The following is a 26,503-nucleotide window of genomic DNA, read 5'->3' as shown; positions in this document are numbered from 1 at the left end:
CCGCCTTCGACAGTTTCCTGCGAGCTGTCGGCACGGCGTTCTGCTCTGGTGGGTGTCGACCTTGGTCGACACGGTAGATCCACGGCATGCGTGGATGAACGTCGGAATGATCGAAGTACGCTGTTGTAGAGTCGAGTCATGCTCGACTGCTTCTGCCTGGCGATCAGGTGAAGGGGTCAGAGCCCGTTCCCGAAGGGAACGGGATCCGACCCCCGTTCAGAACAACCTGCCCTGCACCGTAGGCTGTTCGATGCGCGCCGGTGCTTCGGCCACCGCTTCCACGCCCAGCCGCCAGGCCAGGCCACCCAGTCGACTGGCGTGGCGTTTCAATGCGGCCTGCAGCACCTCTGCGCTGCCTGCTACGTGCAGGCGCTGGCGGGCACGGGTCAGGCCGGTGTAGACCAGTTCGCGCGACAGCACGCGGCTATCCTGGCGTGGCAGCTGCAACCACACTTCGTCGAACTCCGAGCCCTGTGCCTTGTGTACGGTCATCGCGAACGCGCTTTCGTGCGCGGGCAGTGCGGCCGGGTGGAAGGCGCGTGGCTGCTCGACGGTATCGCCGGGGAACCAGGCCACCATCGCGCCGCTGCCATCGCGCAGGCAGATGCCGATATCGCCGTTGAACAGGCGGTGCCGGTAGCTGTTCTCGGTGACCAGCAGCAGGCGGCCCTGGAAGTAGCCCGGGGTGTTGCCGGCCAGCAGCTGTTCGATGCGGCTGTTGAGCCCGCGCGCGCCCTGCGGGCCTTCGCGCAATGCGGTCAGCACGCGCAGGCGCCCGGCCTGCTGCAGGGCACTTACCGGATCAGCGGCCTCGGCCAGCGCGCGCCAGTGGCCGAGCAGATGCTCGCGTTGGCCACGCAATGGGTCGGCTTCGCCTTCATGGAAATGCACGCCAGCCAGTGAACCGCCACGCAGCAGCTGCAATGCGGTGCTGCTGTCGCCTTCGCGCACGGCATGCGCCAGCGGCGCCAGGTCCAGCGCATCACTCTGACGGTAACCGCGCTGCAGCTGCACGCGGCGGCCAGCAAAGGCGCGTGGTGCCGCCGGCGGCTGCAAGGTGGCCGGCGCCAGCAGTCCATGCAGTGCCTGCGCGTCGTCGGCGCGGGTGCCGATGCCATCGCCGCTGGCGCGCAGGATCGCGCTGAGTACGTCGCCGGCTTCCACCGACGGCAGCTGGTCCGGGTCGCCGAGCAGGATCAGCCGGGTGCCACTGGCGATCGCATCGACCAGCTTGGCCATCATCGGCAGATCGATCATCGACGCTTCGTCGACCACCACCACATCCACCGGCAGTGGATTATCAGCGTGGTGGCGGAAGCGCAGTGAATCGGGAATCACGCCGAGCAGGCGATGCAGGGTGGTGCCGGTACTGGGCAATGCCGTGCACAACGTCGCATCCACTCCTTGTTCCTGCAGCCGTTGCACGGCTACGCGAAGGCTCTCGGCCATGCGCTCGGCAGCGCGACCGGTCGGCGCGGCCAACGCCACCTCGGGCAGCGGCTGGCCGGCATGCCGGGCCTGCGCCGCCAGCAGCAGCAACAGGCGCGCGATGGTGGTGGTCTTGCCGGTGCCGGGGCCGCCGGTGACCAGTGCCAGCGGATGGCGCAGGGTCACGCCGGCTGCGCGTGCCTGGTGATCTTCACTGTTCAATGCCTGCGGGAACAGCTGCGCGAACAGCGGCGCCAACGCCGCCATGTCCGGCGCCGGCAGCGGATGCCGGCCGATGCGCTGCAGCCCGGCCGCCAACTGACGCTCGTACTCGCGATAGCGGCGCAGGTAGAGCAGGCCGTTCTCCAGCACCAGTGGCGCATCCTCGGCGATGGCGTCGGACTGCTCGGGTGTCGCCACCCACGGCGACGCACGCAACTGTGCCATCCAGTCGTGCGCGGCAGGCCACTCGGGCACGCCTTCCAGCAACCGCTGCGGTTGTGCCGGATCGAACGCGGCGTGGCCCTGCGATACCGCCAGCGAGGCCAGCGCCGCCGCCAGCGCCACACTCTCGGGCGTGTCGTCGCGCAGCCGCTGCAGGCTGGTCGCCAACGCGTGATCAAGGGTGCGCAGCTGGCCCTTCTGGTGCAGTTCCTTCAGCAGGCTCATGCGCTGGCTCCACGTGCACGTGCGGCCAGTTCGGCCTGGGCCTGCTCGCCACCGGCGAACAACGCATCCAGGGCATCCACCAACGCCAGCGGGAAACGGTCCACATGCACGCCATTGCCGGTGCCATCCAGGCCGCGGCAGAACAGGTAGCGGATGCCGCCCATGTCACGTTCGTAGTCGTAGGCCGCGCCCAGGCGGAAGCGCAACCAGCGATGCAGGGCCACGGTGTAGATCAGCGCCTGCAGGTCGTACTCGCTGTGCCGCATGGCAATGGCCAGCAGGTCCGGGCTGTAGCCGGGCAGGCGGTTGGACTTGTAGTCGAGCACGTACCAGCGCCCGTCGCGCACGTAGGTCAGGTCGATCATGCCGGTCATCAGCCCTTCCAGGCGGCGACGCTGGCCGAAGCCTCGACGACCACTGGAAACGCCGTGCGCATGAAGGACCTGCAGCAGCGCCGGCACCGTGGTCGGTTCGATGGCGAAATGGAAGTCGATTTCTGCGCGGCGCTCGCCTTCACCCAGGCTGTGCAGCGCACCGCCTTCAGGTAGCGGCACGGTCAGCGTGTGGCCAACCAGCGGCACCAGCACGGCCACGCCGTCGTCCAGATCGACATCGGCATAGCCTTCGTCGTGCAGCGCCTTGCGCAGCACCTCGGCCTGCCCCTCAGGGGCTTCCAGGCCCGGCTGCCAGTCAGCCCAGGCAGCAAAGTCGACGTTCTCCATCGCCTCATGCAGCACGTTGCCGAAGCGACTGCCCATGAAGCGCGGATCGAGCGGGGCGTTGTCCTCGGCGGCCGCGGTGGGTTCAGGCAGCGCCGGTTCCAATGGCAGTTCCGGGCCGGCCGGTTCGTCGGCGGCCGGTGCCGGCAGCTCGGTGGCGGCCGCTTCGATATCGCTGCCAACGCCTGCATCTGCGTGGGCCAGCTGGGTAAAGCTGTACACCCACCAGTCGTGCGGCACGCGCCGGGTCAGTGCACGCACGGCTGGAAGCTCACCTTCCACTTCGGCCGCCAGCTGCGGCAGCGTGGCCGGCGCCTCGCTGTCATCGATGTGCACATCGGCGAGCGCGCGCAGCGCCTGCAGGTCACCCAGCAGCGGCGCCAGCCGCGTCTTGCCGAGCCCGGCCAGATCACCCACGGCGATCCACAGCGCATGCTCGGCGCGGGTCAGTCCCACATACAGCAGGCGCGCATCCTCGGCGCGCTGCTCGCGTTCGCGCTGCGCGGTGGCCGCTTCCCAGGCCTCGTCCTTGTCCAGCTTCCAGTGCAGCTGGCGCTGGCCGCCCACATGCACCGTGCAGTGCGAGGCCGTGTTCGGTGCGCCGCCGTCGATGCCGACGAAGGGCAGAAACACCAGCGGATACTCCAGGCCCTTGCTCTTGTGCAGGGTGATGATCTGCACGCGGCGCGCGTCCGATTCCAGGCGCAGCAGCTGCTGCTCGTCATCCTGGTCGGCGCTGGCCATCTGCCCCTGCAACCAGTCCAGCAGCCCGTGCATGCCCAGCGCCTGCGCGGAGGCTTCCTGCAGCAGTTCACCCAGCTGCAGGTAATTGGTGAGGCGGCGCTCGCCATCGATCAGCGCCAGCAGACGCTCGCCCTGCGCGGCACAGACATCGGCGATCACCGCGAACGGCCCGCCGCGCTGCCAGCGCTCTCGCCAGTGCAGCAGCTGCGCCTGGAACCCGCGTTGCAGGTCGCCCTCGCGTTCCATCGCCGCAATCGCACTTGCGCGCTGGCCGAGCAGTACCGTGGCCAGCGCTGCGCGCAGGCGGCCCTCGTCGGCCGGTTGCAGCAGTGCCAGCAGCAGCGCACGCAGATCACGCGCTTCAGGCGTGGAAAACAGGCTCTGCTTGCCGGCTGCCACTGCCGGAATGCCGACCGCGGCCAGTGCGCGCTGCACCAGGGTGGCCTCGCGATGCGAGCGCACCAGCACCGCGATGTCACCGGGCTGCACCGGGCGCCCACGCAACACGGCATTGCCCGCACGCGCCTCGACCAGGATCTGGTGAATCGCGGCCACGCAGGCCTGGGTCGCCGCATCGCGCGAGGCATCGGCGCTCATCGCCTTGTCACCGCCACTGCGCAGCACGCGCAGGGTGAGCGCCGCGGCGGCATGGCCGTCGCGCTGGTAGTCCGCATCGCTGCGCACGCCACCGGGCCGCACCGGCTCGAACTGGATGTCGCGTTCGAGGAAGGCGTCTTCGCCGGCGTTGTCGTACAGCGCCTGCAGCGCGCGCAGCACAGCGGGTCGCGAGCGGAAGTTCTGGTCCAGCACCGGCGCCTGCTGCGCCACCTGCTTGGCCTTCAGGTAAGTGTGGATATCACCGCCGCGGAAACCGTAGATCGCCTGCTTGGGGTCGCCGATCAGGAACAACGCCGGTGCCAGGCCCAGCTCGCGCACCTCCGGCGAATCGCCGAACACGGTGTGGAAGATGCCCCACTGGCGATCGTCGGTATCCTGGAACTCATCAACCAGCGCGATGCGGTACTGCGCGCGCAGCTGCCTGACCAGCGTCAGTCGCTGCGGGCCTTCCAGGGCGAGCGCTACGCCATCGATCAGATCGTCGTAGGTCTGCACCCGGCGGATGCGCTTCAGTGCCTGCAGCCGCTGCGTGGCGTCGGCGCGAAGCGCGTGCAGGAAATTCAATGCGGTGGCACGCAACCAGGCATCGCGTTCGGCCAGCAGCACGACATAGCGCGCCAGCGGTGCCTGCAATGGCGACGACGGCGTGCGCTCGGCGAATTTCTTGTTGGTCTTGGCGGCCAACGCCTCCGGCAGCAGCGCCGGCAGGCGTTCGCTGATCAGCAGCTCGCGCGGGTCGGCGCGCTCGGCCCAGGCCAGCAGCTGCCGGCCCAGCGGATGCAGCCAGCCCAGCTTGTAGGACACGCCGTTGAGCCACTTGTTGTCGACCGCATCGCAGAGGTCGATGAAGAACTGCTCGCCGTGTTCGCGTACGCGTGCAGACAGCTCTTCCGCCGCGCCCTGCAGGGCCATATGCGGATCGGGCAACGCCACCGGCTGCGGCAACGGATGCAGTGGCGGCGCGGCCAGCAGCGCGCGCAGATCGGCGGCCAGCGCGTCCGGGTTGGACCACAGCCAGGTCAGCGGCTCCAGCGTGGCCGGGTCATTGGCATGCACGCGCCATAGATCCGCTGCCAGTTCCTCCAGCAGCTCGCGGTCACTGGCCAGCAGTTCCGGCGGGTCGAAGGTATGGCCGCTTTCCAGCGCATGCTCGCGCAGCACGCGGGTGCAGAAGCCGTGGATGGTGAAGATGGACGCCAGATCGATCTCGTCTGCGGCCACCTGCAGGCGGCGTTTCAATGCGGCGGCGCTTTCGCTGCCCTCGTGCAGATGACGCTGCAGCACCGCGCGGGTGAGGCGCACGTCCGGCGCTTCGCCCTCGTCCCGTTCCAGATCGACCAGGCGTGCGGCCAGCGCCAGGCGCTCGCGTATGCGCTTGCGTAGTTCCTGGGTGGCGGCGTCGGTGAAGGTCACTGCCAGGATCTGGCCGATGCGCAGGCCCTGCTCCACCACCAGGCGGGTGAACAGCGTGGCCAGGGTGAAGGTCTTACCGGTGCCGGCGCTGGCTTCGATGAGGCGGATGCCGTCCAGCGGCAGGGCCAGGTAGGGATCACGGCTGAGGGATTCGATGCCGTCTTCGGCGATGGCGGCGCTCATGCGTTGCCCTCCTGGCGTGCTTCGGCACCGAGAGTGCGGCCTTCGCGCACCGCGCTGAAGACCACCTGGCTGTTGCGCAGCAGGTCGGCATAACTGGCATCGGTGGCGAACGGGTCTGCGCCGCGCAGCAGCAGCTGCCAGGCGTCGCTGCTGGATTCACCCCAGGTGCGGTCGCTGCCGTGCCATTGCTTCCAGCCTTCGCTGCGCTGTTTTTCTGTCGGCGCGTTGTACAGCACCCAGCCGGTATACGGGGCAAAGCGCAGCGGCTCGCGCAGGCCACGCTGGCGCAGCTGCAGCAGCGCACGCAGCGCCGCGCGCGCCGCCGGAACGCTCAATGCCGGCAGCACATGCGGGCCGGGGCCGGCATCGCCGCCATCGTGGAACTGCACGAGGGGCAGCGCGTCGCCAGCGGCGTTGGCCAGCAGCCAGTCCAGGCCCTGGCGGATCACTGCATTGCCATTGAGCGTGCCGGCACGCAGGCGCACCAGCCCTTCGGGATGCCGATCGGCCACGCGGCCATGCAGGCGCACGCCATCGATGTCCACTTCGTAGCGGCGGCTTTCCAGTGGATCGCCCTGCATCCAGCCCAGCAGCGCACTGGCATACGGGCGTGTCTTCAACTGCTCCACCTCGAACTGGCGCTGGCCCAATGGACCTGACGGCAGCAGGCCACGCGCGCGCAGCCGCGGGTACAAGGGCTCGGTGTCGCCGCTGAGCGTGGCGCGTACCACCGCCGCCTGCACGCTGCGCTTTTCCGGCCCGCGCGACGACAGCACCAGCGGTTCCAGGTCATCGACCTCCTCGACATCGTCGGCCAGGCGCAGGCCCAGCGACTGTGCGAGGAACTGCCCGGCCGGGTCGCACAGGAAGCGGCGCAGGGTATCGAGCGCGACCTCCTCTTCCACCGCATCGTCGAGCGGCGGCGGCAACGGTGCATCGAACCATGGCTGCAGGCCACCGCGCTGGCCGGTCAGGCGACCGGCGGCCGGATGCCACTGGCGGCGATAGCTGAAGCGGCGTGGATCGCCATCACCGAACGCGGCTGGCGAGAACGGCTGCAAGGCGTGACGCACGGTGAAGTCGCGGACCGCCGCAGGCGGATCGAGGTGATACGCGGCGGCGGCATCGATCAGTTCGCTGACCAGTACCGACGGCTCACGCACGCTGCCATCGCGCGGATCGGCGCCGAGATAGCTGAGATAGAACACCTCCTGCGCGGCCGCGAACAGCTGCAGGAACAGGAAGCGGTCATCCTCGCGGGTGGAGCGGTCGCCCGGACGGCGGCGCGGCGTATCCAGCTCGGCGGTGAGCTGGTTGAGACCGGCGGCAGGGTCACGGCGGGGGAAATCGCCATCATTGAGACCGAGCACGCAGATCACCCGGAACGGCAGCAGCCGCATCGGCACCATGCGGCCGAAACTGATGCCACCGGTCAGCAGCGGTGCGCGCGTATCGGCCTCCCCCAGTACGCCGGCGAAGTGCGAACGCACCACCTCCGGCGGCACGCCGTCTTCGAAACCGGCCTTGGCGGCATCGTCGGCGAACTGGTTGAGCAGCTTGCGCAGGCGCTCCAGCGCGCGCTGGCTGTTGGGCGAGCTGGGCGCGGTGGGCAGCAGTGCATCCAGCAGCGACAGCAGGCGCTGCCGCCACTGCGCCGGGGTCAGCAGCTCGCCGAGGCGACGCTGATAGATCGCCAGCACGCGCAACAGGCGCAGCAGCCGGTCCAGCGCGTCCAGCGCGCCGCCTTCCAGTTCGATCCACGGCGCCACACCGGCCAGGTCAGCCTCACTGCCGGTGGCATGGCCGAGTACCAGGCGATCCAGCGCGAACTGCCAGGTGTAGGCGTCGTCGGCCGGTGCCTGGTGCTGGTTGCGGTGCTTCGCATCCAGGCCCCAGCGTGCACCGGCCTGCTGCAGCCAGCCATGCAGGCGATCGAAGTCCACCGCTTCCAGCCCGGCCGCTTCGGCCAGCGGCGCGCTGGCCAGCAGGTCCAGCACTTCGTTCAAGCCAAAGCGCGAGACCGGCAGGCCCAGCAGATGCACGAACACATCGGCCAGCGGCTCGCCCGCCAGTGGACTGCTGTCGGCCAGCGCATACGGAATGTGCTCCTCCTCGCCGCCGCGACCGCCGAACACTGCTTCCAGGTACGGCACATAGGGATCGATGTCCGGCGCCAGCACCGCGATCTCGCGCGCCTGCAGCGGCGGGTCGAAGCGCGGATCCTGCAGCAGGCTGCGCAGCTGGTCGTGCAGCACCTGCAGCTCGCGCAGCCGGGTATGGCAGGCGTGCACCTGCAGGCTGGGGTCGTCACTGCGCAGGCCTTCGCGCAGCTCGCCCGAGGGCAGTGCGCGGCGGTGGAACAGATCGCGCTGCAGGCGATGCAGCAGGCTGTCGGACAGGCCGCCTTCGTCCAGGGTCGGCCGGGTGTCCTCCTCCGGATCGGAATAGGCGGCGATCTCGCCGGCCGGATGCACCACCTCGTAACTGCCGAGCACCGCCATGAAGTCGCGGCCGGCCGCACCCCAGGCTTCCAGCAGGCGGTTCTCGCCGGCCGCTTCACCGAAGGGATCGGGCGCGCCGCTGCGCAGGCGCTCGGCCAGCGTCTGCAGGTCGCCCCAGTAAGACTGAACCGGGGTGGGCATGTAGAAGTGCAGCTCGCCCACCCGGGCCTGGGTGGCCATCACCCGCAGCACGTCGGGCGAGATGTTGAGCGTCGCAAACGCAGACATGCGCGGCGGCAGGCCTTGCGGCAGCGGCTGGCCGGCGCCTTCGAAGCGGTCCAGGTACTCCTGGATGCGGCGGGCGCGATAGTCGTGGCCCCGGGTGATGGTGCGCCACAGGATTGCCTGCGGATCGGCCGGATCGGCCCCGGCCGCCCAGCGCAACAGCCAGTCACGCCGCCAGGCCTGGTACTTCTCGAACACCGAGGCCAGCTCGCCGGCCAGCGCCCACGGCTTCAGAGCATCATCGCCGGCAAGATAGGACTGCAGCGCGCGCATCGGTGGCTGCGCCAGCAGCAACGGATCGCGTAGCGCCTGGTACAGCTTCCAGTGCAGGCCGGCGGCGTCCAGATCGTCCTGCTCACCGCTGACATTGGCCTTCAGCGCGCGCGCCACGAACTCACCCGGGGTCAGGAATTCGAGGTTGGCAGCCACACCGAACTCGGCCGCCAGTGTCGCCTGCAGCCAACGCCGCATCGCCACCTGCGGGATCAGCACCACTTCCGGCGCCAGCAGCGGCTGGCCCGGTACCGGCGCACGCACGTTGCGCGCCAGCAGCGCGGCCAGCACGTCCAGGGAGTTGGAATGGTAGAGGCGGAAATCGCTGCCTGGGTCACTCATCATGCACAGTGTGCAGGACGGCAGGCAGTATTCAATGGTCAGCCCATCGCCGGTACGGATTGTTCCGGGCTGCCGGGTGATTGTCCCGGCCTGCGCGAGGCCTTGCCGTGCAACAATACTGGACCGTCCAGTCTGCTTATGTTCAGCCGACGGGCCCGATCCTTCGATGTCTAAAAAACGTTAATGGTGCCCATGTCGGCTTCCACCTCCAGTCTGGTGCAGTTATCCAACGTCCGCATCGACCGGAGCGGACGCACGATCCTGCGCGACGTGTCGCTGCAGGTGCCCGAGGGCAGCATCACCGCGGTGCTCGGTCCGTCCGGCAGCGGCAAGTCGACCCTGCTGGCGGCGCTGACCGGCGAACTGCGCCCGGTCGCCGGCGAGGTCACCCTGTTCGGCAAGCCGATCCCGCATGACAGCGGCGCGCTGCTGGAAATGCGCAAGAGCGTGGGCGTGCTGCTGCAGGGCAACGGCCTGCTGACCGACCTCACCGTGGCCGAGAACGTCGCCCTGCCGCTGCGTACGCACACCCGCCTGCCGACCGCCGTGCTGCGCCGGCTGGTGCAGATGAAGCTGCATGCGGTGGGTCTGCTGGCCGCCGCCGATGCCTGGCCGCGCGAGCTGTCCGGTGGCATGGCGCGCCGTGTGGCGCTGGCCCGTGCACTGGCGCTGGACCCGCCGCTGATGATCTACGACGAGCCGCTGACCGGGCTGGACCCGATCGCCTCGGGGGTGATCATGAGCCTGATCCAGCGCCTCAACCACAGCCTGGGCCTGACCAGCATCATCGTCAGCCACCACGTGCACGAGACCCTGCCGATCTGCGACCAGGTGATCGCGATCGCCAATGGCGGCATCGTGTTCCAGGGCACGCCCGAGGCACTGCAGTCCAGCCAGGACCCGCTGCTGCGGCAGTTCCTGCACGGCCAGCCGGATGGCCCGATTCCGTTCGATGCCGCGCCACGCGCGAGGGTTGCCTGATGCCGTTCGTCCAAGCCACCCGCTCGCTTGGCCGCGCCGGCCTGTTCTCTCTGACCGTGCTGCGCGGTTCGCTGCCCACGCGTGATTTCCTGGCCGAGCTGACCCGCGAGATCTACAAGATCGGCGCGCGCTCGCTGCCGATCATCGCCGTCGGCGGTGCCTTCGTCGGCCTGGTGCTGACCCTGCAGGGCTACCGCACGCTGACCACCTTCGGTGCGGCCGACGCGCTGTCGACCCTGCTCGGCCTTTCGCTGTACCGCGAGCTGGCACCGGTGCTGACCGCGTTGCTGTTCATCGGCCGCGCCGGCAGTTCGATCGCCGCCGAACTGGGCCTGATGCGTGCCACCGACCAGATCAAGGCGCTGGAGCTGATGGCGATCGATCCGGTAGCCAAGGCGGTGGCGCCGCGCTTCTGGGCGGCGGTGCTGACTGTGCCGTTGCTGACCGGCATCTTCTGTTCGCTGGCGATCAGCGCCAGCTACTTCGAAGCCGTGCACGTGCTGGGCCTGGACAACGGCGTGTTCTGGTCGGCGCTGCGCAACAGCGTGGACTTCTGGGACGACTTCGGCGTGGCAATGCTGAAGTCGGCGATCTTTGGCGGCACTGCCGCGCTGGTCGCTGCCTACGTTGGTTTCCATGCCGAGCCGACCATTGAAGGCACGTCGGTGGCGACCACCCGTGCGGTGGTCAACGCCTCGCTGCTGGTACTGATGTTCAACTTCGTGCTGTCGGCAATGTTGTTCACCTAACCCCTCCACCGGCGGTGCGCAGGCGCGCGCGGCCACCACGACTCGATCAGGTAATCCACATGGCCATCCGCGGTCCCAGACTCGAATTCTCCGTCGGCGCTTTCCTGCTGCTGGCCCTGGCCTCGCTGATGGTGCTGGCCGTGGCCTCGACCAACCAGCGCTGGAGCTGGGGCAGTGAAGGCTATGACCTGAAGGCGCGCTTCTCCCAGGTCGGCCAGCTGCGCAAGCAGGCGCCGGTGAAGATCGGCGGCGTCACCGTCGGCCAGGTCGCGTCGATCGACCTGGACCCGGTGAAGTTCGAGTCCATCGTGACCCTGCGCATGGACAGCAAGGTCAAGGACCTGCCGGCAGACACCTCGGCCGGCATCTTCACCAGTGGTTTGCTCGGCGAGAGCTATATCGGTCTGCAGCCGGGCGGTGATCCGGACGTGCTGAAGGCCGGCGACGAGATCGTCTTCACCCAGCCGGCAGTGGACCTGATCCAGCTGGTCGGCAAGTACATGTTCAGTGGCGGCGCCGGTGGCGGCGCTGCTCAGAAGCCCAACGATGGCGCGCAGGCGCCTGCAACGGAACCGCAACCATGAAGATGAAACTGATCCCGGCCCTGCTCGCCTCGGCGCTGCTGGCGGCCACCCCGTTCCTGGCCCAGGCCCAGGCCGCCGCGCCTGCCGCTGCCGCAACGCAGAGCCAGGCCGGCAAGGTGGTGATCGATGCCAGCAGCCGCATCCTGTCCACGCTGCAGCAGCGCAAGAGCGAGTTCACCAGCAACCCGGCCAGCCTGCGCAGCTACATTGACAGCGAGCTGACCCGCACCTTCGACCGCGACTACGCCGCGCGCCTGGTGCTGGGCCCGCACGCCCGCGGCGCCTCCGACGCCGACATCAAGCTGTTTGCCGATGCCATGGCCGACAGCCTGATGCAGCGCTACGGCTCGACCCTGCTCAACATCCAGGGCAAGCCGAGCTTCCGCCTGAAGGGTGAAAGCCCGCTGCCGGGCAATCGTGGCGTGCGCGTGAGCACCGAACTGGTGCGTGCCGGCAACGAGCCGACCCCGGTCGAGTACTGGATGCGCAACGTGAATGGCCAGTGGAAGATCTTCGACGTCAACATCGAAGGCATTTCCTACGTGCAGACCTTCCGCAACCAGTTCGATACCCCGCTGCGCCAGAAGGGCATCAAGCAGGTGGCCAACGAACTGCACAGCGGCAGCATGCAGGCCGGGCCCGCGGGCAATGGCAAGTAACGCACTGGCGCTGCTGGAAGGCGACACCCTGCGCCTGCGCGGGGTGCTCGACCGTGCCGCGGTGATCGCGCTGTGGCCGCAGCTGCAGGCCCTGCCGGCGAAGCTGTCACGGCTGGAGCTGGGTGAGGTCGAACGCGTGGACAGCGCCGGCCTGGCGCTGCTGGCCGAACTTGCCTCACGCGCGCGCAAGAGCGGTCACCCGCTGGCAGTCTCCGGCGCGCCGGCCGGCTACAACGAGCTGAGCGCAGCCTACCGGCTGTCGCCCGACCTGGATTTCAACGCTACTTCTGCTGCGAGCTGACATGAACGTCGTACGCACTTTCCCCCTGATCGTCCTGGCCACCGCCCTGACCGCCTGCGCCGGCAAGCCCGCACGCAGCGATGCACCGGCAGCCAGCACCGTGGTCCCGGCCAGCACCATCGCCGAGGCCTCCGCCCCCACCGCCGATGCCGCTACGGTCGATGCCGCGCCGGCCGCAGCCGTGGTTGCCGCACCTGCACCGGCCACGCCACCATCCGCACCGGCCCGCAGCGCCGACACCGATGCGGCCAGGGCCGCAGCGGCGACCGCCCCCGGTGGTGATGACGACTTCGATGCCCTCTATGGTGGTGCCGGCAACACCGGCAGCGCGGCGGCCTACGATCCGTGGGAACCGTTCAACCGCAAGGTGCACACCTTCAACAACGCGGTTGACCGCGGCATCGCGCGCCCGCTGGCCACGGCCTACACCCACGTGGTGCCACGCTTCGCCCGCACCGGCGTCAGCAACTTCTTCAGCAACCTGCGCGCACCGGTGACCATCACCAACCAGCTGCTGCAGGGCCGCGGCGCCGATGCGTGGGACAGCCTCGGCCGCTTCCTGATGAACAGCACGCTGGGTATCGGCGGCCTGTTCGATCCGGCCAGCAAGGCGATGGTACCGCGTCGCAATGAGGACTTCGGCCAGACCCTGGGTGCCTGGGGCTGGCGTCGTTCGCGCTACGTGGAACTGCCGTTCTTCGGCCCGCGTACCGTGCGTGATGTGTTTGGCCTGGCCGGTGACATTCCGCTGTCGCCGATCCGCCGTATCGAAGAGGACAAGATCCGCATCGGCCTGCAGGGCCTGCAGCTGGTCGATACCCGCGCGCAGCTGCTGGCGATCGACAACCTGCGTGACACCGCCGTGGACGAGTACTCGCTGGTACGCGATGCGTGGATGCAGCGCCGCAACTACCAGATCGAGAACGATCTGCGCAGCAAGCGCGACCGTGGCCACGACGATGCCAATTCGCCGATCCCGGTCGATGCCATGCCGATGCCGAACTGGAGCAACTGATCGCTGCAGCCCGTGCATTAAAAAACCCCGCCTCGGCGGGGTTTTTCTTTTCCGGTAGGTGCCAACCCTGGTTGGCACGCTTTCCTCAGGCCGCCAGCGCGGCCTCGATGGCTTCGCGCAGGCGTGCGTCATCGGCAGCCACGTCCGGGGCGAAGCGCGCGATGACCTTGCCGTCGCGGCCAACCAGGAACTTCTCGAAGTTCCACAGCACCGCCGGTGCTGCGTGGATCGGAATCTCCTTGCTCGCCAGGCGCTCACGCAGCGGGCCTTCGCCGATCGACTGCGGCTGGGCGGCGGTCAGCTGCTGGTACAGCGGGTGGGTGTCATCACCGGCCACGCTGATCTTGGAGAACATCGGGAAACTGACGTCGTAGGTGAGCTGGCAGAACTGCTGGATCTCCGCCTCGCTGCCCGGCTCCTGGCCGAGGAAGTTGTTGGCGGGGAAGCCCAGCACTTCCAGGCCCTGCGCGTGCTTTTCCGCATACAGCGCCTGCAGGCCTTCGTACTGCGGAGTGAGGCCGCACTTGGAGGCGACGTTGACCAGCAGCAGCACCTTGCCCTGGTAGTCGGCAAGCGAGGACGGCTGGCCGTCGATGGTGGTGAGGGAAATGTCCTGGATCGGGGTGCTCACGCGGGGGCTCCGGCAACAGCGGGGAATGGCCCACCAGCATAGCGCCGCGCGCGCGGTTGTAGAGCCGAGCCCACGCTCGGCTGATGCCAGAGCAGCCGAGCGTGGGCTCGGCTCTACAGGCAGGATTCAATCCACGCAGATCATGCCCTGCGCCTTGCCCTCATCAATGCGCTGGCGGCATCCGAAGTTCTGGCGCACATCGCGCTGGCAGGTCCCGGTGGCGACGCTGCCGACAGTCACCTCGCTGCCGGCCAGGCACTGGCCCATGCAGTCGCTCTTGCGGCTGCAGGCCTTGCCGGCGTCGGCGTAAGGAATCACGCACTGTTCGCGCTGCAGCCGGCCCAGCCGCTGCAGGGTGCCGCCAGCGGCCTGGCAGTCGACGTCGCGCGCTTCGCGGTACGCCTCGGCCGCTTCGGGGCTGGTGGCTGCGGCGGATGCCGCCGCCGTATCGGCAGCCGGTGGTGTGCTGCTGCAGGCGGCAAGCAGCGCGGTCAGGACTAGGCTGGTGAAGCGGCGCAGGCGCATGACGATACCTGATCGAAGCGGACAGGCCGCCAGCATACGCATCGGCGATGCAGGCGGCGTGTCAGCGTGGCTCAGGCCTCGTCGCCGTCGCCTTCACTGCCCTCGTCCTCGGCGGCCGCATCACCCTCGGCCAGATCGCCGAGCAACGACTGTGCCTGTTCGGACGCCAGCGACTCCACGCCACGCAGGCGCCGTTCGATGGTGCGGGTCTTGCGGCTGGCCTCGCCGATGCTGCGACCCACCGTGGTGATCTGCTTCTCGGCCTTTTCGAGGATGCCGGCGAACTTGCCGAACTCGCTCTTCACCGCACCCAGCAGGCTCCACACCTCGCTGGAACGCTGCTCGATGGCCAGCGTGCGGAAGCCCATCTGCAGGCTGTTGAGCAGCGCGGTGACCGTGGTCGGGCCGGCCACCACCACGCGGTGCTCGCGCTGCAGCAGGTCGACCAGGCCCGGGCGCCGGATCACTTCGGCATACAGGCCCTCGGTGGGCAGGAACATCACCGCGAAGTCGGTGGTGTGCGGCGGCGCGATGTACTTGTCGCAGATCGACTTGGCCTGCACGCGCACCGCGCGTTCAAGCTGGATGCCCTGCAGGCGCACACCCTCGGCGTCTCCCTGTTCCTGCGCGTCCAGCAGGCGCTCGTAGTCCTCGCGCGGGAACTTGGAGTCGATCGGCAGCCACACCGGCGTGTCGTCGCTGCTGCGGCCCGGCAGGCGCACGGCGATATCGACCATCTCGCCACTATCCGGGCGCACCTTCACCGCACGCGCGTACTGCTCCTGGGTGAGCGTCTGCTCGAGGATGTTCTCCAGCTGTACTTCACCCCAGCTGCCACGGTTCTTGACGTTGGTCAGCACGCGCTTGAGGTCGCCGACGCCGGTGGCCAGCTGCTGCATTTCGCCGAGGCCACGCTGCACCTGTTCCAGGCGCTCGGAGACCAGCTTGAAGGAATTGCCCAGCCGCGTTTCCAGCGTGGACTGCAGCTTCTCGTCCACGGTGTGGCGCATCTGCTCCAGCTTCTGCGCGTTGTCGTTCTGCAGCGCGCGCAGCTGTTCTTCCAGCGTCGTGCGCATCTCGGCGATGCGCTGCTCGTTGCGCTGGGTCAGTTCCTGCAGGCGCAGGCCAAGGCTTTCGGTCAGGCGCTGCTGCGACTGCGCGCCCTCCTCGCGGCCCTTGCGTGCATCGTCCACCAGGGTCTGGCGCAGCGCGCCGAGCTGGGTATCGGTACGCCCGGTGAGCTCCTGCAGCTGCTGGCCAAACGCATGGATGCGCGCTTCCTGCTGCTGGCCGAAGGTCTCCAGCTGGCCCCGCAGTTCCTGCAGCCGCTGTCCCATCAACGCCGCGCCCCTCTGCTGGCTCTCGGCCGCTTCGGCGCGCGCCTTGCGGGCATCTTCGCCCAGCGCTTCGCGCAGCAGGTCCAGGCGCTGGTCGGTGCGGGTGGACAGATCGGTCAGCGCGCGGGCGAAGCCATCGAGCTGTTCGCGCAGTTCGCTGCGCCCGGCGCGCGCCTCCTCCCGCACCGCCTGCTCCAGGCGGTCGTGCGGCGGGCGGCGCAGCAGGGCGACCAGCTGCAGGATGAGCACGGCCAATAGAAGACCGCCAATGAGCAGATATTCGGTTTGCATGGGGCAAGTGTAGGCTGGCCGAGTCTCAGCTGCTGCGTCAGGACCATGCTCGCTCTGTACGGAAAGCCCACCTCCATCAATGTGCGCAAGGTGCTGTGGCTGTGCGCCGGTCTGGACTTGCCCCTGCACCACGAACCGGCCCCCCCGCCGGACCTGCTGGCCGCGCTGAACCCCAACCGGCAGGTGCCGGTGCTGCGCGATGGCGACTTCGTGCTGTGGGAATCCAACAGCATCTGCCGCTACCTGGCCGCACGCGCCGGTCGCGAGGATCTGCTGCCACCTGCAGCGAAGGACCGGGCCCGGGTGGAGCAGTGGATGGACTGGCAGGCCAGCGACCTCAACAGCGCCTGGCGCCACGTGTTCATGGCGCGCGTACGCCAGCATCGGGACTACCCGGACGATGCCCGCGCCGAGGCCAGCCTGGCGCAGTGGAACCGGCTGATGGGTGTGCTTGAAGCCCAGCTGGCCGCCACCGATGCCTACGTGGCAGGCAGCACCTTCACCCTTGCAGATATCGTGCTGGGGCTGTCGACCCAACGCTGGCGCAGCACGCCGGGCAGCAAGCCCGCGCTGCCCCACCTCGTCGCATGGTTCGAGCGCCTGCGAGAGCAGCCCGGTTTCGCCGAACACGTCGACAACGGCGTGGCGTGAGCCGTGGTTCCCGCAGCTGTTGGTAGGTGTCGCCCCTGGTCGACACGGCTGATCCACGCCATGCGTGGATGAAGCTCCGTAGAGCCGAGCCTATGCTCGGCTGACGCCCACGCGCGAACGGCAGCCGAGCGTGGGCCCGGCTCTACAGACAGCGTCTGCTCCTACCAGCCTTCCAGCACGATCTTGCCCTTGGCGCGATGGCTCTCCAGCAGCGCATGGGCACGGCGCAGGTTGGCTGCGTCGATGCGTCCGAAATGCTCGCCCAGGGTGGTCTGCAGCACGCCCGTGTCGATCAGCTCGGCCACCCGGTTCAACAGATCGTGCTGGCGCTGCATGTCGGCGGTGCGGTACAGCGGCCGGGTGAACATCGATTCCCAGTGCAGTGACAGCGCCTTGCGCTTGAGCGCCATCACATCCACCTGGCCCGGGTCATCGATCAGGCCGAGCTGGCCCTGCGGCGCCAGCAGCTCCACGATCTGCGCGTAGTGCTGGTCGGAGTGGGTCAGGCTGGCCACGTGCTGCACCTCGCTGATGCCGAGCCGTGCCAGGCCCTCGGCCAGCGGCAGGCTGTGGTCGATCACGTGGTGCGCGCCCATCGCGTAGACCCAGTCCTGGGTATCCGGACGCGAAGCGGTGCCGATCACGGTCAGCTTGGTCAGCTTCCGCGCCAGCTGCACCAGGATCGAACCGACACCACCGGCAGCACCGATCACCAGCAGGGCCTGGCCCTCGCCACCGCCCTCGGGAATACGCAGACGGTCGAACAGCAGCTCCCAGGCGGTGATCGCGGTCAGCGGCAACGCTGCGGCGGCCGCATCGTCGAGACTGGCCGGCTTGCGGCCGACGCTGCGCTCGTCCACCAGCTGGTATTCGGCATTGCTGCCCGGCCGGTCGATCACGCCCGCGTAGTAGACCGCATCGCCAGGCTGGAACAGGGTCACCTCGCTGCCCACCGCATCGACGATGCCGACCGCATCCCAGCCCAGCACGCGCGGGCCGTCGGTGGCCACGCCGCGGCGGACCTTGGTGTCGACCGGGTTCACCGCCACGGCACGCACCGCCACCCGCAGGTCGCGCGGGCCGGGCTGCGGCAGTTCCAGTTCGATGTCGATCAGGGCCCGGGCGTCGTCGATCGGCAGGCCGGCGTGGGTGTAGGCAATGGCGCGCATGGCAGCGGTCCAGTGGGGAAGGAGTGGACAGGTTGCGCCGCGCATGGCCGCTCAGAAAGGCGCAGAATCAGGCAGCACTTTCACTCCGGCAATGAAGATGATCCGCTTCGATGACCTGCAGTTGTTCGTCCGCACGGCCGCGCTGGGCAGCTTCTCGCAGGCCGCCCGCGAGGCTGATCTGCTACCCGGCCAGGTCGCTGCTGCCGTGGCGCGGCTGGAACGCGAGCTGGACCTGCGCCTGTTCGTGCGCACCACCCGCAGCCTGCGCCTGACCGGCGAGGGCGCGCTGTACCTGCCGTACGCGCAGGAGGTGCTGGCCACCCTGCGCGAGGGCCAGGCGCGCGTGCAGGGCGAGGACACCGAGCTGCACGGCACCCTGCAGCTGTCGGCGCCCTCGGACCTCGGCCGCAACCTGCTGCTGCCCTGGCTGAGCGCCTTCCGAGCCGCGCACCCGCGGCTGCGCCTGCACCTGCGCCTGTCCGACGAAGTGGCTGATGTGTTCCGCGACCCGGTCGACGTGGCCATCCGCATCGGCCACTTCGACGACGCCAACTACGTCGCCCTGCCCCTGCTGGAAGGCAACCGGCGCGTACTCGCGGCCTCGCCCGGCTACCTGCAGCGGCGCGGTACGCCCACCCGCCTGGACGAGCTGCGTGAGCACGATTGCCTGGTCTACCAGCTCAGTGGCCGCGCCTACGATCGCTGGTCGTTCGAGGTCGACGGGCGCCGCAGCGTGATTCCGGTGCGCGGTCCGCTGGTCTGCGACGACGCCGATGTAGTGCGACGCTGGGCGGTGGCCGGCGAAGGCATCACCTACAAGTCCTGGCTGGACCTGCGCGAGGACGTGCTGGCCGGGCGCCTGCAGCTGCTGCTGGACGGTGTTGGCAGCAGCATCCCGCTGCAGCTGGTATGCCCGCACCGCAAGCAGTTCTCGCCAGCGGTACGGCAACTGCATGCGCAGCTGCGCCAGCACCTGCAACCGCTGCTGTCTGGCATGCCCGATGGCCTCGCCAGCCCCCTGTCGCCAAGTGCAGCACTGGCCGACAATGGCGGCCCCCCGTAAGAGAGAACGCCGCCATGCCGTGGATGGGCATCCAGGACCTGTGGACGTTTCTGGTCGCTGTGCTGGTGTTTCTCGCCCTGCCCGGCCCCGGCACCTTCACCCTGCTGACCGCCACCGGCCGGGGCGGCGTGCGTGGCGGCTACATCGCGCTGGCCGGCCTGCTGGTCGGCGACCAGATCCTGATGTGGCTGGCGCTGGCCGGTGTGGCCGCACTGCTGAAGGCCAACCCACTGGTGTTCCACGCCGTGCAGTACCTGGGTGCGGCCTACCTGGTGTGGGTGGGCATCAGCCTGCTGCGCACGCCGAAACACGAGGGTGGTGACGCCGGCCCGATCCGCATGCAGCCGGGCCGCTACTTCCAGCAGGCGATCCTGGTCAGCCTGCTCAACCCGAAGGCGATCCTGTTCTACATGGCCTTCCTGCCGTTGTTCATCGATCCGAAGGCACACCAGGGCATCGCCACCTTCGCGGCACTGGCCGGCATCATCCTGGTGGTCAGCATCGGCTACTGCTCGATGCTGATCGGTGTGGGCAACCTGGCCCGTCGCCGGTTGATCCAGCACCCGCGGATCAGCGATGCGCTGCGCCGCGTGGCCGGCCTGTTCCTGGTGGGGTTCGGCATCCGGTTGGGGCTGAACGGATGATCCGGCGGCTGCTGGTGCTGGTGTTCATCGGGCTTCTGGCCGACACCGCAGCGGCCAGCGTGCAGGACCATCGCTGCCTCACCGGGGGCCGCAACGACGGCATCCACCTGCTGTGGCGCTGGCTGGACGATGGCAGCGCCGACGTGCAGTACGTCGGGCAGCGAGGCCGCCTGCAACTGCAACAGGTGTCGCAGGAAACGACGGTGCTGGCCGAAGACCGCCCGTACCAGTTCGACAGCGTCTGGGAAGAACGCATCGGTGGCCGCCTCAATGGGCGCTACTACCTGAGCACCCAGGGCGCGCACGTCTACGGTTTCAGCTACGAGCGCGCCCGCGACGGGCGACGTATCGAGTTCAACGAGGACGTCGAGGCGTGGCACGAGGATGGCTGCCATTGGCCGGGAGGCGTAGCGGCGCGCGTGGTCGATTGAAGCATGCCAACCAAGGTTGGCATCTACCGGTCGTGCATCTCCGCGCGCAGGTGATCGATGAACACCCGCAGCTTGGGCGCCATCTGCTCACGCGCGGGGTAGTACAGGTGGAAGCCGGGGAACGGCGGCTGCCAGTCCTGCAGCACGCTCTGCAGTCGCCCAGCGGCGATGTCGTCGGCCATCAGCGAAGCGAAGCCTTGGGCCATGCCCAGCCCCGCCAGCACAGCGTGATGGGCGACGCCGGCATCGTTGAACACCAGCCGCCCGCTCACTTCCACGTCCAGGTCGTGGCCTTCGCGGCTGAACTCCCAGGGCATCAGCCGGCCATTGGCCAGGCGGTGCACGATGCAGGCATGGCGCTGCAGGTCATGCGGGGTCTGCGGCACGCCATGGCGTTCGAAATAGGCCGGCGTGGCCACCACCACCTGGCGCTCAGGTGGCCCGACCGGCACCGCGATCATGCCCTGTGCGAGTGATTCGCCGAGGCGGATGCCGGCGTCGAAGCCCTCGGCCACCAGATCGGTCAGCGCCGGGTCGACGCACAGTTCCACCTGCACCTGCGGGTAGCGCGCAAGGAAATCGGGCAGCCGCGGCAGGACCATGCGATCGGCGACGATGCGCGGCAGGGTCACACGCAGCCGCCCGGCAGGCACCGAGCGCGCGCTGTCCAGTTCGGCAAAGGCCTGGTCGATCTGGTCCAGGCCGCCGCGCACGCGCTGCAGGAAGCGCGCGCCGTGTTCGGTCAGGCTGACCCGCCGTGTGGTCCGCTGCAGCAGGCGCACGCCCATCCGCGCTTCCAGCGCGCGCACGCTCTGTGACAGCGCCGAGGTCGACACGCCCAGGGCATCGGCGGCGCGGGTAAAGCTGGCGTGCTCGGCCACGTGGACGAAGGCGACCACAGCGGTGAGGGGGACGGAGGCATCCATTGTGAAGCCAGTCTTCAAGGTAAGTCCGATGGAACGCAGTTTATCCACATGATGACGTGGAGGATGCTGTGCCCCTCGCCACTGCCCCTCCAGGCGTGGCACCTTCCCCAAGGAGATCCGCATGAAGACCCGTACTCTCGGCCGCGCCGGCCCCACCGTGTCCACCCTTGGCCTGGGCTGCATGGGCATGAGCGCCTACTACGGCGGCCGCGGCAGTGACGATGACGGCATTGCCGTCATCCGGCACGCGCTGGACCGGGGCGTGACCCTGCTCGACACCGCCGATGTGTATGGCCCGCACACCAACGAGGTGCTGGTCGGCCGCGCGATTGCCGGCCGCCGCAACCAGGTGTTCCTGGCCAGCAAGTTCGGTATCGGCCTGGACCCGACCGACCCGAAGGGGCGGCCGGTCAACGGCCACCCGGACTATGTGCAGGCCGCCTGCGAGGCCAGCCTGCGCCGCCTGGGCGTGGACCATATCGACCTGTACTACCAGCACCGCGTCGACCCGACCGTGCCGATCGAGGACACCGTAGGTGCGATGGCACGCCTGGTGGAACAGGGCAAGGTGCGCTGGCTGGGCCTGTCCGAGGCCTCGGCGGCCACCCTCCGCCGTGCCCATGCGGTCCACCCGATCACGGCGGTGCAGAGCGAGTACTCGCTGTGGTCGCGTGATCCGGAGCAGAACGGAGTGCTGGCCACCACGGCGGAACTGGGCATCGGCTTCGTGCCGTATTCGCCGCTGGGCCGTGGCTTCCTGACCGGCGCCATCCGCAGCCCGGACGACTTCGACGCCGACGATTACCGGCGCACCTCGCCCCGCTTCGAAGGCGAAAACTTCCAGCGCAACCTTGCACTGGTGGACACCGTACAGACGCTGGCCGCCGAGCGCGGCATCGCCGCCTCGCAGCTGGCGCTGGCCTGGGTGCTGTCGCGCGGCGAGCACATCGTGCCGATTCCGGGCACGACGCGGCGGGTACGGCTGGACGAGAACCTCGGTGCGCTGCAGGTGGAACTGGATGCGGCCACGCTGGACGCACTGGATGCGGCCTTCCCGCCGCATGCCGCGGCCGGTGAGCGCTATTCGGTCAGCGGCATGGCCAACATCCAGTCGTAGCAGCGGCCGGGACCAATGCACACCGGTGGCTGCCGCCGGATTGTGCCGATTCCGGCAGTCTGGCCGGGGCGCAGCGCGCGCCTCGCCCTGCATGACCCCCGTCAGTGGTAATGCTGCGCTGCGTTCGGTCACACTCGGGAACTTGTCGTTCTTAGTCACCCCTTCCGAGGCCTGCATGTCCCTGTTCCGGCGCAAGTCCCTAGATTCCGTCACCGTCCACGAAGCCGGCAGGCGCCTGATCCCCACGCTCAGCTGGCCGCACCTGATCGCGCTGGGCATCGGCGCCATCGTCGGTACCGGCATCTATACGCTGATCGGCGTGGGTGCCAACCTGGCCGGCCCGGCCGTGCTGATCTCCTTCGCCATCGCCGGTGCGGTCTGCGCCTGTGCGGCGCTGTCCTACGCCGAGCTGTCGACGATGATGCCGGCCGCCGGCAGTGCCTACACCTACAGCTACAGCGCGCTGGGCGAGGTGTTTGCCTGGGTGGTGGGCTGGAGCCTGATCCTGGAGTACTCGCTGGTGGTGAGTACGGTGGCGGTGGGCTGGTCCGGCTACTTCGTCGGCTTCCTCGAATGGGTCCATACCCAGTTCGGCTGGAACGTGCACCTGCCGGCCTGGCTGGCGGCCGGCCCGCATGTGGAAGGCGGCATGATCAATCTGCCGGCGATCATCATCACCTGGCTGGTGGCCGGCATGCTGATGGCCGGCACCAAGGAGAGCGCGACGCTCAACGCCATCCTGGTCGTGTTCAAACTGATCGCGCTGGCCATCTTCGTGGCCGTGGCCCTGCCTGCGTTCGACAGCGCCAACCTGCAGCCGTTCATGCCCTACGGTTTCGCCAAGTCGATGGGCCCTGATGGCGTCGAGCACGGCGTGATGGCGGCAGCGGCCATCATCTTCTTCGCCTTCTACGGCTTCGATGCGATCTCCACCGCCGCCGAGGAAACCAAGAACCCGGGCCGCGACCTGTCGATCGGCATCATCGGTTCGATGATCGGCTGCACCATCGTCTACGTGCTGGTGGCGCTGGCCGCCGTGGGTGCGATGAGCTACGCGGTGTTCGGCCACAGCGCCGAGCCGCTGGCCCTGATCATGCGCCAGCTGGGCCATCCGACCGCGGCGATGGTGATCGGCGTGATCGCGATCATCGCCCTGCCGACCGTGCTGTTGGCCTTCCTGTACGGCCAGAGCCGCATCTTCTTCGTGATGAGCCGCGATGGCCTGCTGCCGCGTCGCCTGTCCAAGGTGAATGCACGTACCGGCACGCCGGTGGCGACCACGCTGTTCACTGCGGTGGTGGTGTCGGCGCTGGCCGGTGTCGCCCGCCTGGACGAGATCGCCGCACTGGCCAACGCCGGTACCCTGGCCGCGTTCACTGCGGTAGGCATCTGCCTGGTGGTGCTGCGCCTGCGCGAGCCCAACCGCGAACGTACGTTCCGTACGCCGCTGGCCTTCGTGGTCGGCCCGCTGGCCGCGCTGGGCTGCATCTACCTGTTCATCAGCCTGCCGCATACCACCCAGCTGTACTTCCTGCTGTGGAACGTGGCCGGCCTGGTGCTGTACTTCCTGTACAGCCGTCGCCACGCGCTGATCGCGAAATAGACGGATCACCGGTAGTACCGGCCGCTGGCCGGCAACCCGCATCCTGTTGATAGGGGCAATGCCGGCCAGCGGCCGGCACTACCGCAGGGCGTTTCAACCGCCCTGCTTTGCGGCGTACTCCTGCGCCTGGCGCATCACCCGCAGCAGGTTGCCGCCCCAGATGCCGGCAATCTGCTTCTCGGTATAGCCCTTGCGCAGCAGCCACGCGGTGATCTTCGGCAGCTGGCTGACATCGGGCAGGTCACTCAGGCCGCCGCCGCCATCCCAGTCCAGGCCAATGCCCACGTGCTCGGGGCCGACCACCTTGAGGATGTGCTCGAAGTGGGCGAAGAAATCGTCCAGGCTGGCATGGCGCACTGGATGCTCGTGGTCCAGCGCCTGCTCGGCCTTCAGCAGGGCAACGCCCTGTTCGATGCCCATGCCTTCCCAGCCACCCAGCTGTTTGCTCAGCGCTTCCTCGGCCTGCTTGCGCTCGGGCGTCTTTGCGGTGTCGATCAGGTAACCGCCATAGGCATTCACCTGGATCACGCCGCCGGCCTTGGCCAGCTTGCGCAGGCGCGCGTCGTCGAGATTGCGCGGGTGGTCGTAGACCGCCTTGGCCGAGCTGTGCGACAGCACGAACGGTACCGGCATCATTGCCAGCAGATCGTCGAACACCGCATCCGATGCATGTGACTGGTCGATTACGATGCCCAGCTTCACCGCCTGCCGCACCAGCTCCTTGCCGGCCGGGCTAAGTCCTTTCCATTCCGCGCCCTTGGGATCGGTGGCCGAATCGGCGAACTCGTTGTTGGCGAAGTGCACGGTACTGAGCAGGCGCAGGCCGGCGCGGTGATAGAACGACAGCAGGCTCGGGTCTTCCACCAGCGGGCTGGCATTTTCCATGCTGATGTAGACCACGCGCTTGCCGGCAGCCTTGATCCGCGCCGCGTCATCGGCGGTCAGCGCCAGTGCGAAGCGCTCGGGATTGGCGGCCAGCATTTCGCGGATCTCCAGCAGCCGCTGCAGGCCGTGGTCACGCTCGGCCAGATGGGCGGCGGCGGTGCGGTCGCCCTGGTCGGTGTAGATCGCCCAGAAACCGCCGTCCAGCGCGCCTTCGACCATGCGCGGGTAGTCCACCTGCGAGAGCGCGTTGCGGTCGTGGCGCTGCTCGATGTCGAAGCCGCTGCGGCCGAAATTGGCCGGCGTATCCAGATGGCTGTCGAGGGTGACCAGGCGCTGCTGCAGGGCCTTGGCGCGGACCAGTTCCTGTGCGCTGAACTCGATGGCATGAGCCGACAGCGGCGCGCACAGCGCCAGGGCAAGCACGACGGACAGGTGGCGCAACGATGGCATGGGCTCTCACCGGCAATGGGAAGAGCCCGACCATAGCGCTGCGGCCGCGCATTAGGTAGCGCCGGGCCACGCCCGGCGGATCTTGAGGCTGTCAGGCAGATCAGCCGAGCATGGGCTCGGCTCTACAGCGTCCCGCGGTCAATCCACCACGCGGCAGAACACAGCCTTCAGGTAGCGCGATTCCTGCACGTGGGCCATGAACGGATGGTCCGGACCCGCACCAGCGACCTTCAGGATCTGGATCGTGCGGCCAGAGAAGTAGGCCGCGCGGCGCAGCATGTCGAGGAACTGGTCCTCGGCCACCAGGCCGGTGCACGAGAACGTGGCGAACAGGCCGCCCGGCTTCACCACGCCCAGCGCCAGCTTGTTCATGTCCAGGTACTTCTTCAGCGCGGTGATGACCTGGTCGCGGTCGCGGGTCATCTTCGCCGGGTCCAGGATCACCACGTCGTACTGCTCGCCGCGGTTGGCGGCATCGCGCAGCCACGGGAAGATGTCGGACTGGACGAACTTCGGGCGCACGTTGTTCAGGCGCGAATTGCCCTTGGCGATCTGGATGACGTCTTCATCGATGTCGATGCCGACCACTTCCGAAGCACCACGCGCCGCCGCGTACACGGCAAAACCGCCGGTGTTGCAGCACAGGTCGAGCACGCTCTTGCCTTCCACCTGCCGGCTCAGCCACTCACGGTTCTCGCGCTGGTCGGCGAAGAAACCGGTCTTGTGCGCACCGGCCGGGTCGGCGCGGAACTTGATGCCGTACTCGGTGATCACCGACGCTTCGGTGGTGGTGTTGCCGTGGAAGTCGAAGCTTTCCTGCTTCTGCACGTGCTCGTCGGCGAAGCTGTGGAAGCGGCAACCCGGGAACTGTTCGCGCAGGGCGTCATAGATCCACTCGCGGTGGCGGAACATGCCGGCGGCGAAGAACTCGACCACCACCAGGTCGCCGTAGCGGTCGACCACCAGGCCGGACAGGCCGTCGCCTTCGCTGTGCACCACACGCCAGGCATCGGAGACCGCATCGAGCTTGAGCACCTCACGGCGCAGCGACACCGCCTGGGCGATCTTGCGCGAGAACCAGCCGGCATCCACCGGCACGTTCTGATCGGTTTCGAGGATGCGCACGGCGATGCGCGAGTGCCCGTTGTAGAACCCGCGGCCAATGAACTCACCATCGATGCCGACGACGTCGACGATGGAACCGGGCTTGGGCCGGACGGTCGGCTTCTCGACCAGTTTCTGGAAGATCCACGGGTGGCTGGAACGCCACGCATTCTTGAGGCGGACAATCGGAAGGGGGGTATTCATCCACCTATTGTAAACCGGGCACCGGGGTCAGATTCCCGCAGCGGCTCTGACCCGGGCCGGCATCCCAA

Annotated in this window: 21 protein-coding genes and 1 pseudogene; 12 read left to right on the top strand and 10 right to left on the bottom strand. The window is 68.4% G+C overall.

Annotation, left to right across the window (positions count from 1 at the left end):
- Positions 1–216: 216 nt before the first annotated feature.
- From recD to recC, 3 genes are read right to left on the bottom strand one after another with little or no spacing between them, the layout of a single operon-like run.
- Positions 217–2,097, bottom strand: coding sequence for an exodeoxyribonuclease V subunit alpha (recD, locus tag N5D45_RS09270; protein WP_279938802.1), 1,881 nt, complete (start codon positions 2,095–2,097; stop codon positions 217–219).
- Positions 2,094–5,774: an exodeoxyribonuclease V subunit beta gene (gene recB / locus N5D45_RS09265; RefSeq protein ID WP_164192807.1), complete on the bottom strand. Its 3,681-nt coding sequence runs from the start codon at positions 5,772–5,774 to the stop codon at positions 2,094–2,096. The genes recD and recB overlap by 4 nt, the downstream gene beginning before the upstream one ends.
- Positions 5,771–9,118: an exodeoxyribonuclease V subunit gamma gene (recC, locus tag N5D45_RS09260; protein WP_043397652.1), complete on the bottom strand. Its 3,348-nt coding sequence runs from the start codon at positions 9,116–9,118 to the stop codon at positions 5,771–5,773. The genes recB and recC overlap by 4 nt, the downstream gene beginning before the upstream one ends.
- A 189-nt stretch (positions 9,119–9,307) precedes the next feature.
- On the opposite strand from recC, the gene N5D45_RS09255 reads away from it, so the two are divergent.
- The 6 genes and pseudogenes from N5D45_RS09255 to N5D45_RS09230 all read left to right on the top strand — a co-directional run bounded on the left by N5D45_RS09255 (position 9,308) and on the right by N5D45_RS09230 (position 13,404).
- Complete coding sequence (locus N5D45_RS09255) at positions 9,308–10,096, top strand: ATP-binding cassette domain-containing protein (protein ID WP_164192810.1); 789 nt, start codon at positions 9,308–9,310, stop codon at positions 10,094–10,096.
- On the top strand, positions 10,096–10,845 hold the full coding sequence (locus tag N5D45_RS09250; RefSeq protein WP_005414955.1) for an MlaE family lipid ABC transporter permease subunit: 750 nt from the start codon (positions 10,096–10,098) through the stop codon (positions 10,843–10,845). The genes N5D45_RS09255 and N5D45_RS09250 overlap by 1 nt, the downstream gene beginning before the upstream one ends.
- 59 nt (positions 10,846–10,904) lie before the next feature.
- A pseudogene (mlaD, locus tag N5D45_RS09245) lies at positions 10,905–11,369 on the top strand (outer membrane lipid asymmetry maintenance protein MlaD); the annotation flags it as partial.
- 56 nt (positions 11,370–11,425) lie between these two features.
- Positions 11,426–12,088, top strand: coding sequence for an ABC transporter substrate-binding protein (locus N5D45_RS09240; protein WP_010487479.1), 663 nt, complete (start codon positions 11,426–11,428; stop codon positions 12,086–12,088).
- Positions 12,078–12,389, top strand: a complete 312-nt coding sequence (locus tag N5D45_RS09235) for an STAS domain-containing protein (RefSeq protein ID WP_010487477.1) — start codon at positions 12,078–12,080, stop codon at positions 12,387–12,389. Before N5D45_RS09240 ends, N5D45_RS09235 begins: the two co-directional genes overlap by 11 nt.
- 1 nt (position 12,390) lies before the next feature.
- Positions 12,391–13,404 carry a VacJ family lipoprotein gene (locus N5D45_RS09230; RefSeq protein ID WP_010487475.1) on the top strand — a complete coding sequence of 338 codons (1,014 nt, stop codon included), beginning with the start codon at positions 12,391–12,393 and terminating at the stop codon, positions 13,402–13,404.
- Positions 13,405–13,489: 85 nt separating this feature from the next.
- Here the strand turns inward: N5D45_RS09230 and N5D45_RS09225 are convergent, their stop codons facing one another.
- The 3 genes from N5D45_RS09225 to rmuC form a co-directional block, all read right to left on the bottom strand.
- On the bottom strand, positions 13,490–14,035 hold the full coding sequence (locus N5D45_RS09225) for a glutathione peroxidase (RefSeq protein WP_010487473.1): 546 nt from the start codon (positions 14,033–14,035) through the stop codon (positions 13,490–13,492).
- A gap of 126 nt (positions 14,036–14,161) precedes the next feature.
- Positions 14,162–14,560, bottom strand: coding sequence for a hypothetical protein (locus tag N5D45_RS09220; protein ID WP_143993790.1), 399 nt, complete (start codon positions 14,558–14,560; stop codon positions 14,162–14,164).
- 71 nt (positions 14,561–14,631) lie between these two features.
- The gene (gene rmuC / locus N5D45_RS09215) at positions 14,632–16,188 is read right to left on the bottom strand and encodes a DNA recombination protein RmuC (protein WP_029380156.1); all 1,557 of its coding nucleotides are present in this window, start codon (positions 16,186–16,188) and stop codon (positions 14,632–14,634) included.
- A gap of 45 nt (positions 16,189–16,233) precedes the next feature.
- On the opposite strand from rmuC, the gene N5D45_RS09210 reads away from it, so the two are divergent.
- Positions 16,234–16,839, top strand: coding sequence for a glutathione S-transferase N-terminal domain-containing protein (locus N5D45_RS09210; RefSeq protein ID WP_279938801.1), 606 nt, complete (start codon positions 16,234–16,236; stop codon positions 16,837–16,839).
- A 161-nt stretch (positions 16,840–17,000) separates the two neighbouring features.
- Here N5D45_RS09210 and N5D45_RS09205 read toward each other — a convergent pair whose 3' ends face one another.
- Entirely contained in the window at positions 17,001–18,008 is a 1,008-nt protein-coding gene (locus N5D45_RS09205; protein WP_010487464.1) for a zinc-binding alcohol dehydrogenase family protein, read from the bottom strand.
- 91 nt (positions 18,009–18,099) lie between these two features.
- Between N5D45_RS09205 and N5D45_RS09200 the strand changes: the two genes are divergently transcribed.
- The 3 genes from N5D45_RS09200 to N5D45_RS09190 are packed head-to-tail and all read left to right on the top strand — an operon-like array spanning position 18,100 to position 20,146.
- A complete protein-coding gene (locus tag N5D45_RS09200; RefSeq protein WP_057503110.1) occupies positions 18,100–19,071 on the top strand; it encodes a LysR family transcriptional regulator in 972 nt (323 codons plus the stop codon).
- Between the two features lie 14 nt (positions 19,072–19,085).
- The gene (leuE, locus tag N5D45_RS09195; protein ID WP_109814692.1) at positions 19,086–19,715 is read left to right on the top strand and encodes a leucine efflux protein LeuE; all 630 of its coding nucleotides are present in this window, start codon (positions 19,086–19,088) and stop codon (positions 19,713–19,715) included.
- A complete protein-coding gene (locus N5D45_RS09190; RefSeq protein WP_164192813.1) occupies positions 19,712–20,146 on the top strand; it encodes a hypothetical protein in 435 nt (144 codons plus the stop codon). The genes leuE and N5D45_RS09190 overlap by 4 nt, the downstream gene beginning before the upstream one ends.
- A 23-nt stretch (positions 20,147–20,169) precedes the next feature.
- Here the strand turns inward: N5D45_RS09190 and N5D45_RS09185 are convergent, their stop codons facing one another.
- On the bottom strand, positions 20,170–21,072 hold the full coding sequence (locus N5D45_RS09185) for a LysR family transcriptional regulator (protein WP_057503111.1): 903 nt from the start codon (positions 21,070–21,072) through the stop codon (positions 20,170–20,172).
- A 121-nt stretch (positions 21,073–21,193) separates the two neighbouring features.
- On the opposite strand from N5D45_RS09185, the gene N5D45_RS09180 reads away from it, so the two are divergent.
- Positions 21,194–22,189: an aldo/keto reductase gene (locus N5D45_RS09180; protein ID WP_010487455.1), complete on the top strand. Its 996-nt coding sequence runs from the start codon at positions 21,194–21,196 to the stop codon at positions 22,187–22,189.
- A 175-nt stretch (positions 22,190–22,364) separates the two neighbouring features.
- Complete coding sequence (locus N5D45_RS09175) at positions 22,365–23,792, top strand: amino acid permease (protein ID WP_010487453.1); 1,428 nt, start codon at positions 22,365–22,367, stop codon at positions 23,790–23,792.
- 93 nt (positions 23,793–23,885) lie between these two features.
- Here the strand turns inward: N5D45_RS09175 and N5D45_RS09170 are convergent, their stop codons facing one another.
- Together N5D45_RS09170 and N5D45_RS09165 are read right to left on the bottom strand one after the other, a co-directional pair.
- Positions 23,886–25,127, bottom strand: a complete 1,242-nt coding sequence (locus N5D45_RS09170; protein ID WP_197656848.1) for a dipeptidase — start codon at positions 25,125–25,127, stop codon at positions 23,886–23,888.
- Positions 25,128–25,265: 138 nt separating this feature from the next.
- On the bottom strand, positions 25,266–26,435 hold the full coding sequence (locus N5D45_RS09165; RefSeq protein WP_043397689.1) for a class I SAM-dependent rRNA methyltransferase: 1,170 nt from the start codon (positions 26,433–26,435) through the stop codon (positions 25,266–25,268).
- Positions 26,436–26,503 lie beyond the last annotated feature (68 nt).

Origin of the sequence: Stenotrophomonas sp. GD03819, assembly GCF_029841665.1 — a bacterium.
Classification (GTDB): domain Bacteria; phylum Pseudomonadota; class Gammaproteobacteria; order Xanthomonadales; family Xanthomonadaceae; genus Stenotrophomonas; species Stenotrophomonas geniculata.
The sequence above is the reverse complement of the archived record's forward strand: the minus strand, read 5'-3'. Positions and strand labels throughout refer to the sequence as shown.

Coding starts and splice junctions, on each gene's coding strand:
- recD (WP_279938802.1), bottom strand. CDS start 2,097: ATGAGCCTGCTGAAGGAACTGCACCAGAAGGGCCAGCTGCGCACCCTT.
- N5D45_RS09200 (WP_057503110.1), top strand. CDS start 18,100: ATGAAGATGATCCGCTTCGATGACCTGCAGTTGTTCGTCCGCACGGCC.
- N5D45_RS09255 (WP_164192810.1), top strand. CDS start 9,308: ATGTCGGCTTCCACCTCCAGTCTGGTGCAGTTATCCAACGTCCGCATC.
- leuE (WP_109814692.1), top strand. CDS start 19,086: ATGCCGTGGATGGGCATCCAGGACCTGTGGACGTTTCTGGTCGCTGTG.
- N5D45_RS09240 (WP_010487479.1), top strand. CDS start 11,426: ATGAAGATGAAACTGATCCCGGCCCTGCTCGCCTCGGCGCTGCTGGCG.
- recB (WP_164192807.1), bottom strand. CDS start 5,774: ATGAGCGCCGCCATCGCCGAAGACGGCATCGAATCCCTCAGCCGTGAT.
- rmuC (WP_029380156.1), bottom strand. CDS start 16,188: ATGCAAACCGAATATCTGCTCATTGGCGGTCTTCTATTGGCCGTGCTC.
- N5D45_RS09170 (WP_197656848.1), bottom strand. CDS start 25,127: ATGCCATCGTTGCGCCACCTGTCCGTCGTGCTTGCCCTGGCGCTGTGC.
- N5D45_RS09205 (WP_010487464.1), bottom strand. CDS start 18,008: ATGCGCGCCATTGCCTACACCCACGCCGGCCTGCCGATCGACGACGCC.
- recC (WP_043397652.1), bottom strand. CDS start 9,118: ATGATGAGTGACCCAGGCAGCGATTTCCGCCTCTACCATTCCAACTCC.
- N5D45_RS09190 (WP_164192813.1), top strand. CDS start 19,712: ATGATCCGGCGGCTGCTGGTGCTGGTGTTCATCGGGCTTCTGGCCGAC.
- N5D45_RS09250 (WP_005414955.1), top strand. CDS start 10,096: ATGCCGTTCGTCCAAGCCACCCGCTCGCTTGGCCGCGCCGGCCTGTTC.
- N5D45_RS09210 (WP_279938801.1), top strand. CDS start 16,234: ATGCTCGCTCTGTACGGAAAGCCCACCTCCATCAATGTGCGCAAGGTG.
- N5D45_RS09220 (WP_143993790.1), bottom strand. CDS start 14,560: ATGCGCCTGCGCCGCTTCACCAGCCTAGTCCTGACCGCGCTGCTTGCC.
- N5D45_RS09230 (WP_010487475.1), top strand. CDS start 12,391: ATGAACGTCGTACGCACTTTCCCCCTGATCGTCCTGGCCACCGCCCTG.
- N5D45_RS09185 (WP_057503111.1), bottom strand. CDS start 21,072: ATGGATGCCTCCGTCCCCCTCACCGCTGTGGTCGCCTTCGTCCACGTG.
- N5D45_RS09175 (WP_010487453.1), top strand. CDS start 22,365: ATGTCCCTGTTCCGGCGCAAGTCCCTAGATTCCGTCACCGTCCACGAA.
- N5D45_RS09180 (WP_010487455.1), top strand. CDS start 21,194: ATGAAGACCCGTACTCTCGGCCGCGCCGGCCCCACCGTGTCCACCCTT.
- N5D45_RS09165 (WP_043397689.1), bottom strand. CDS start 26,435: ATGAATACCCCCCTTCCGATTGTCCGCCTCAAGAATGCGTGGCGTTCC.
- N5D45_RS09235 (WP_010487477.1), top strand. CDS start 12,078: ATGGCAAGTAACGCACTGGCGCTGCTGGAAGGCGACACCCTGCGCCTG.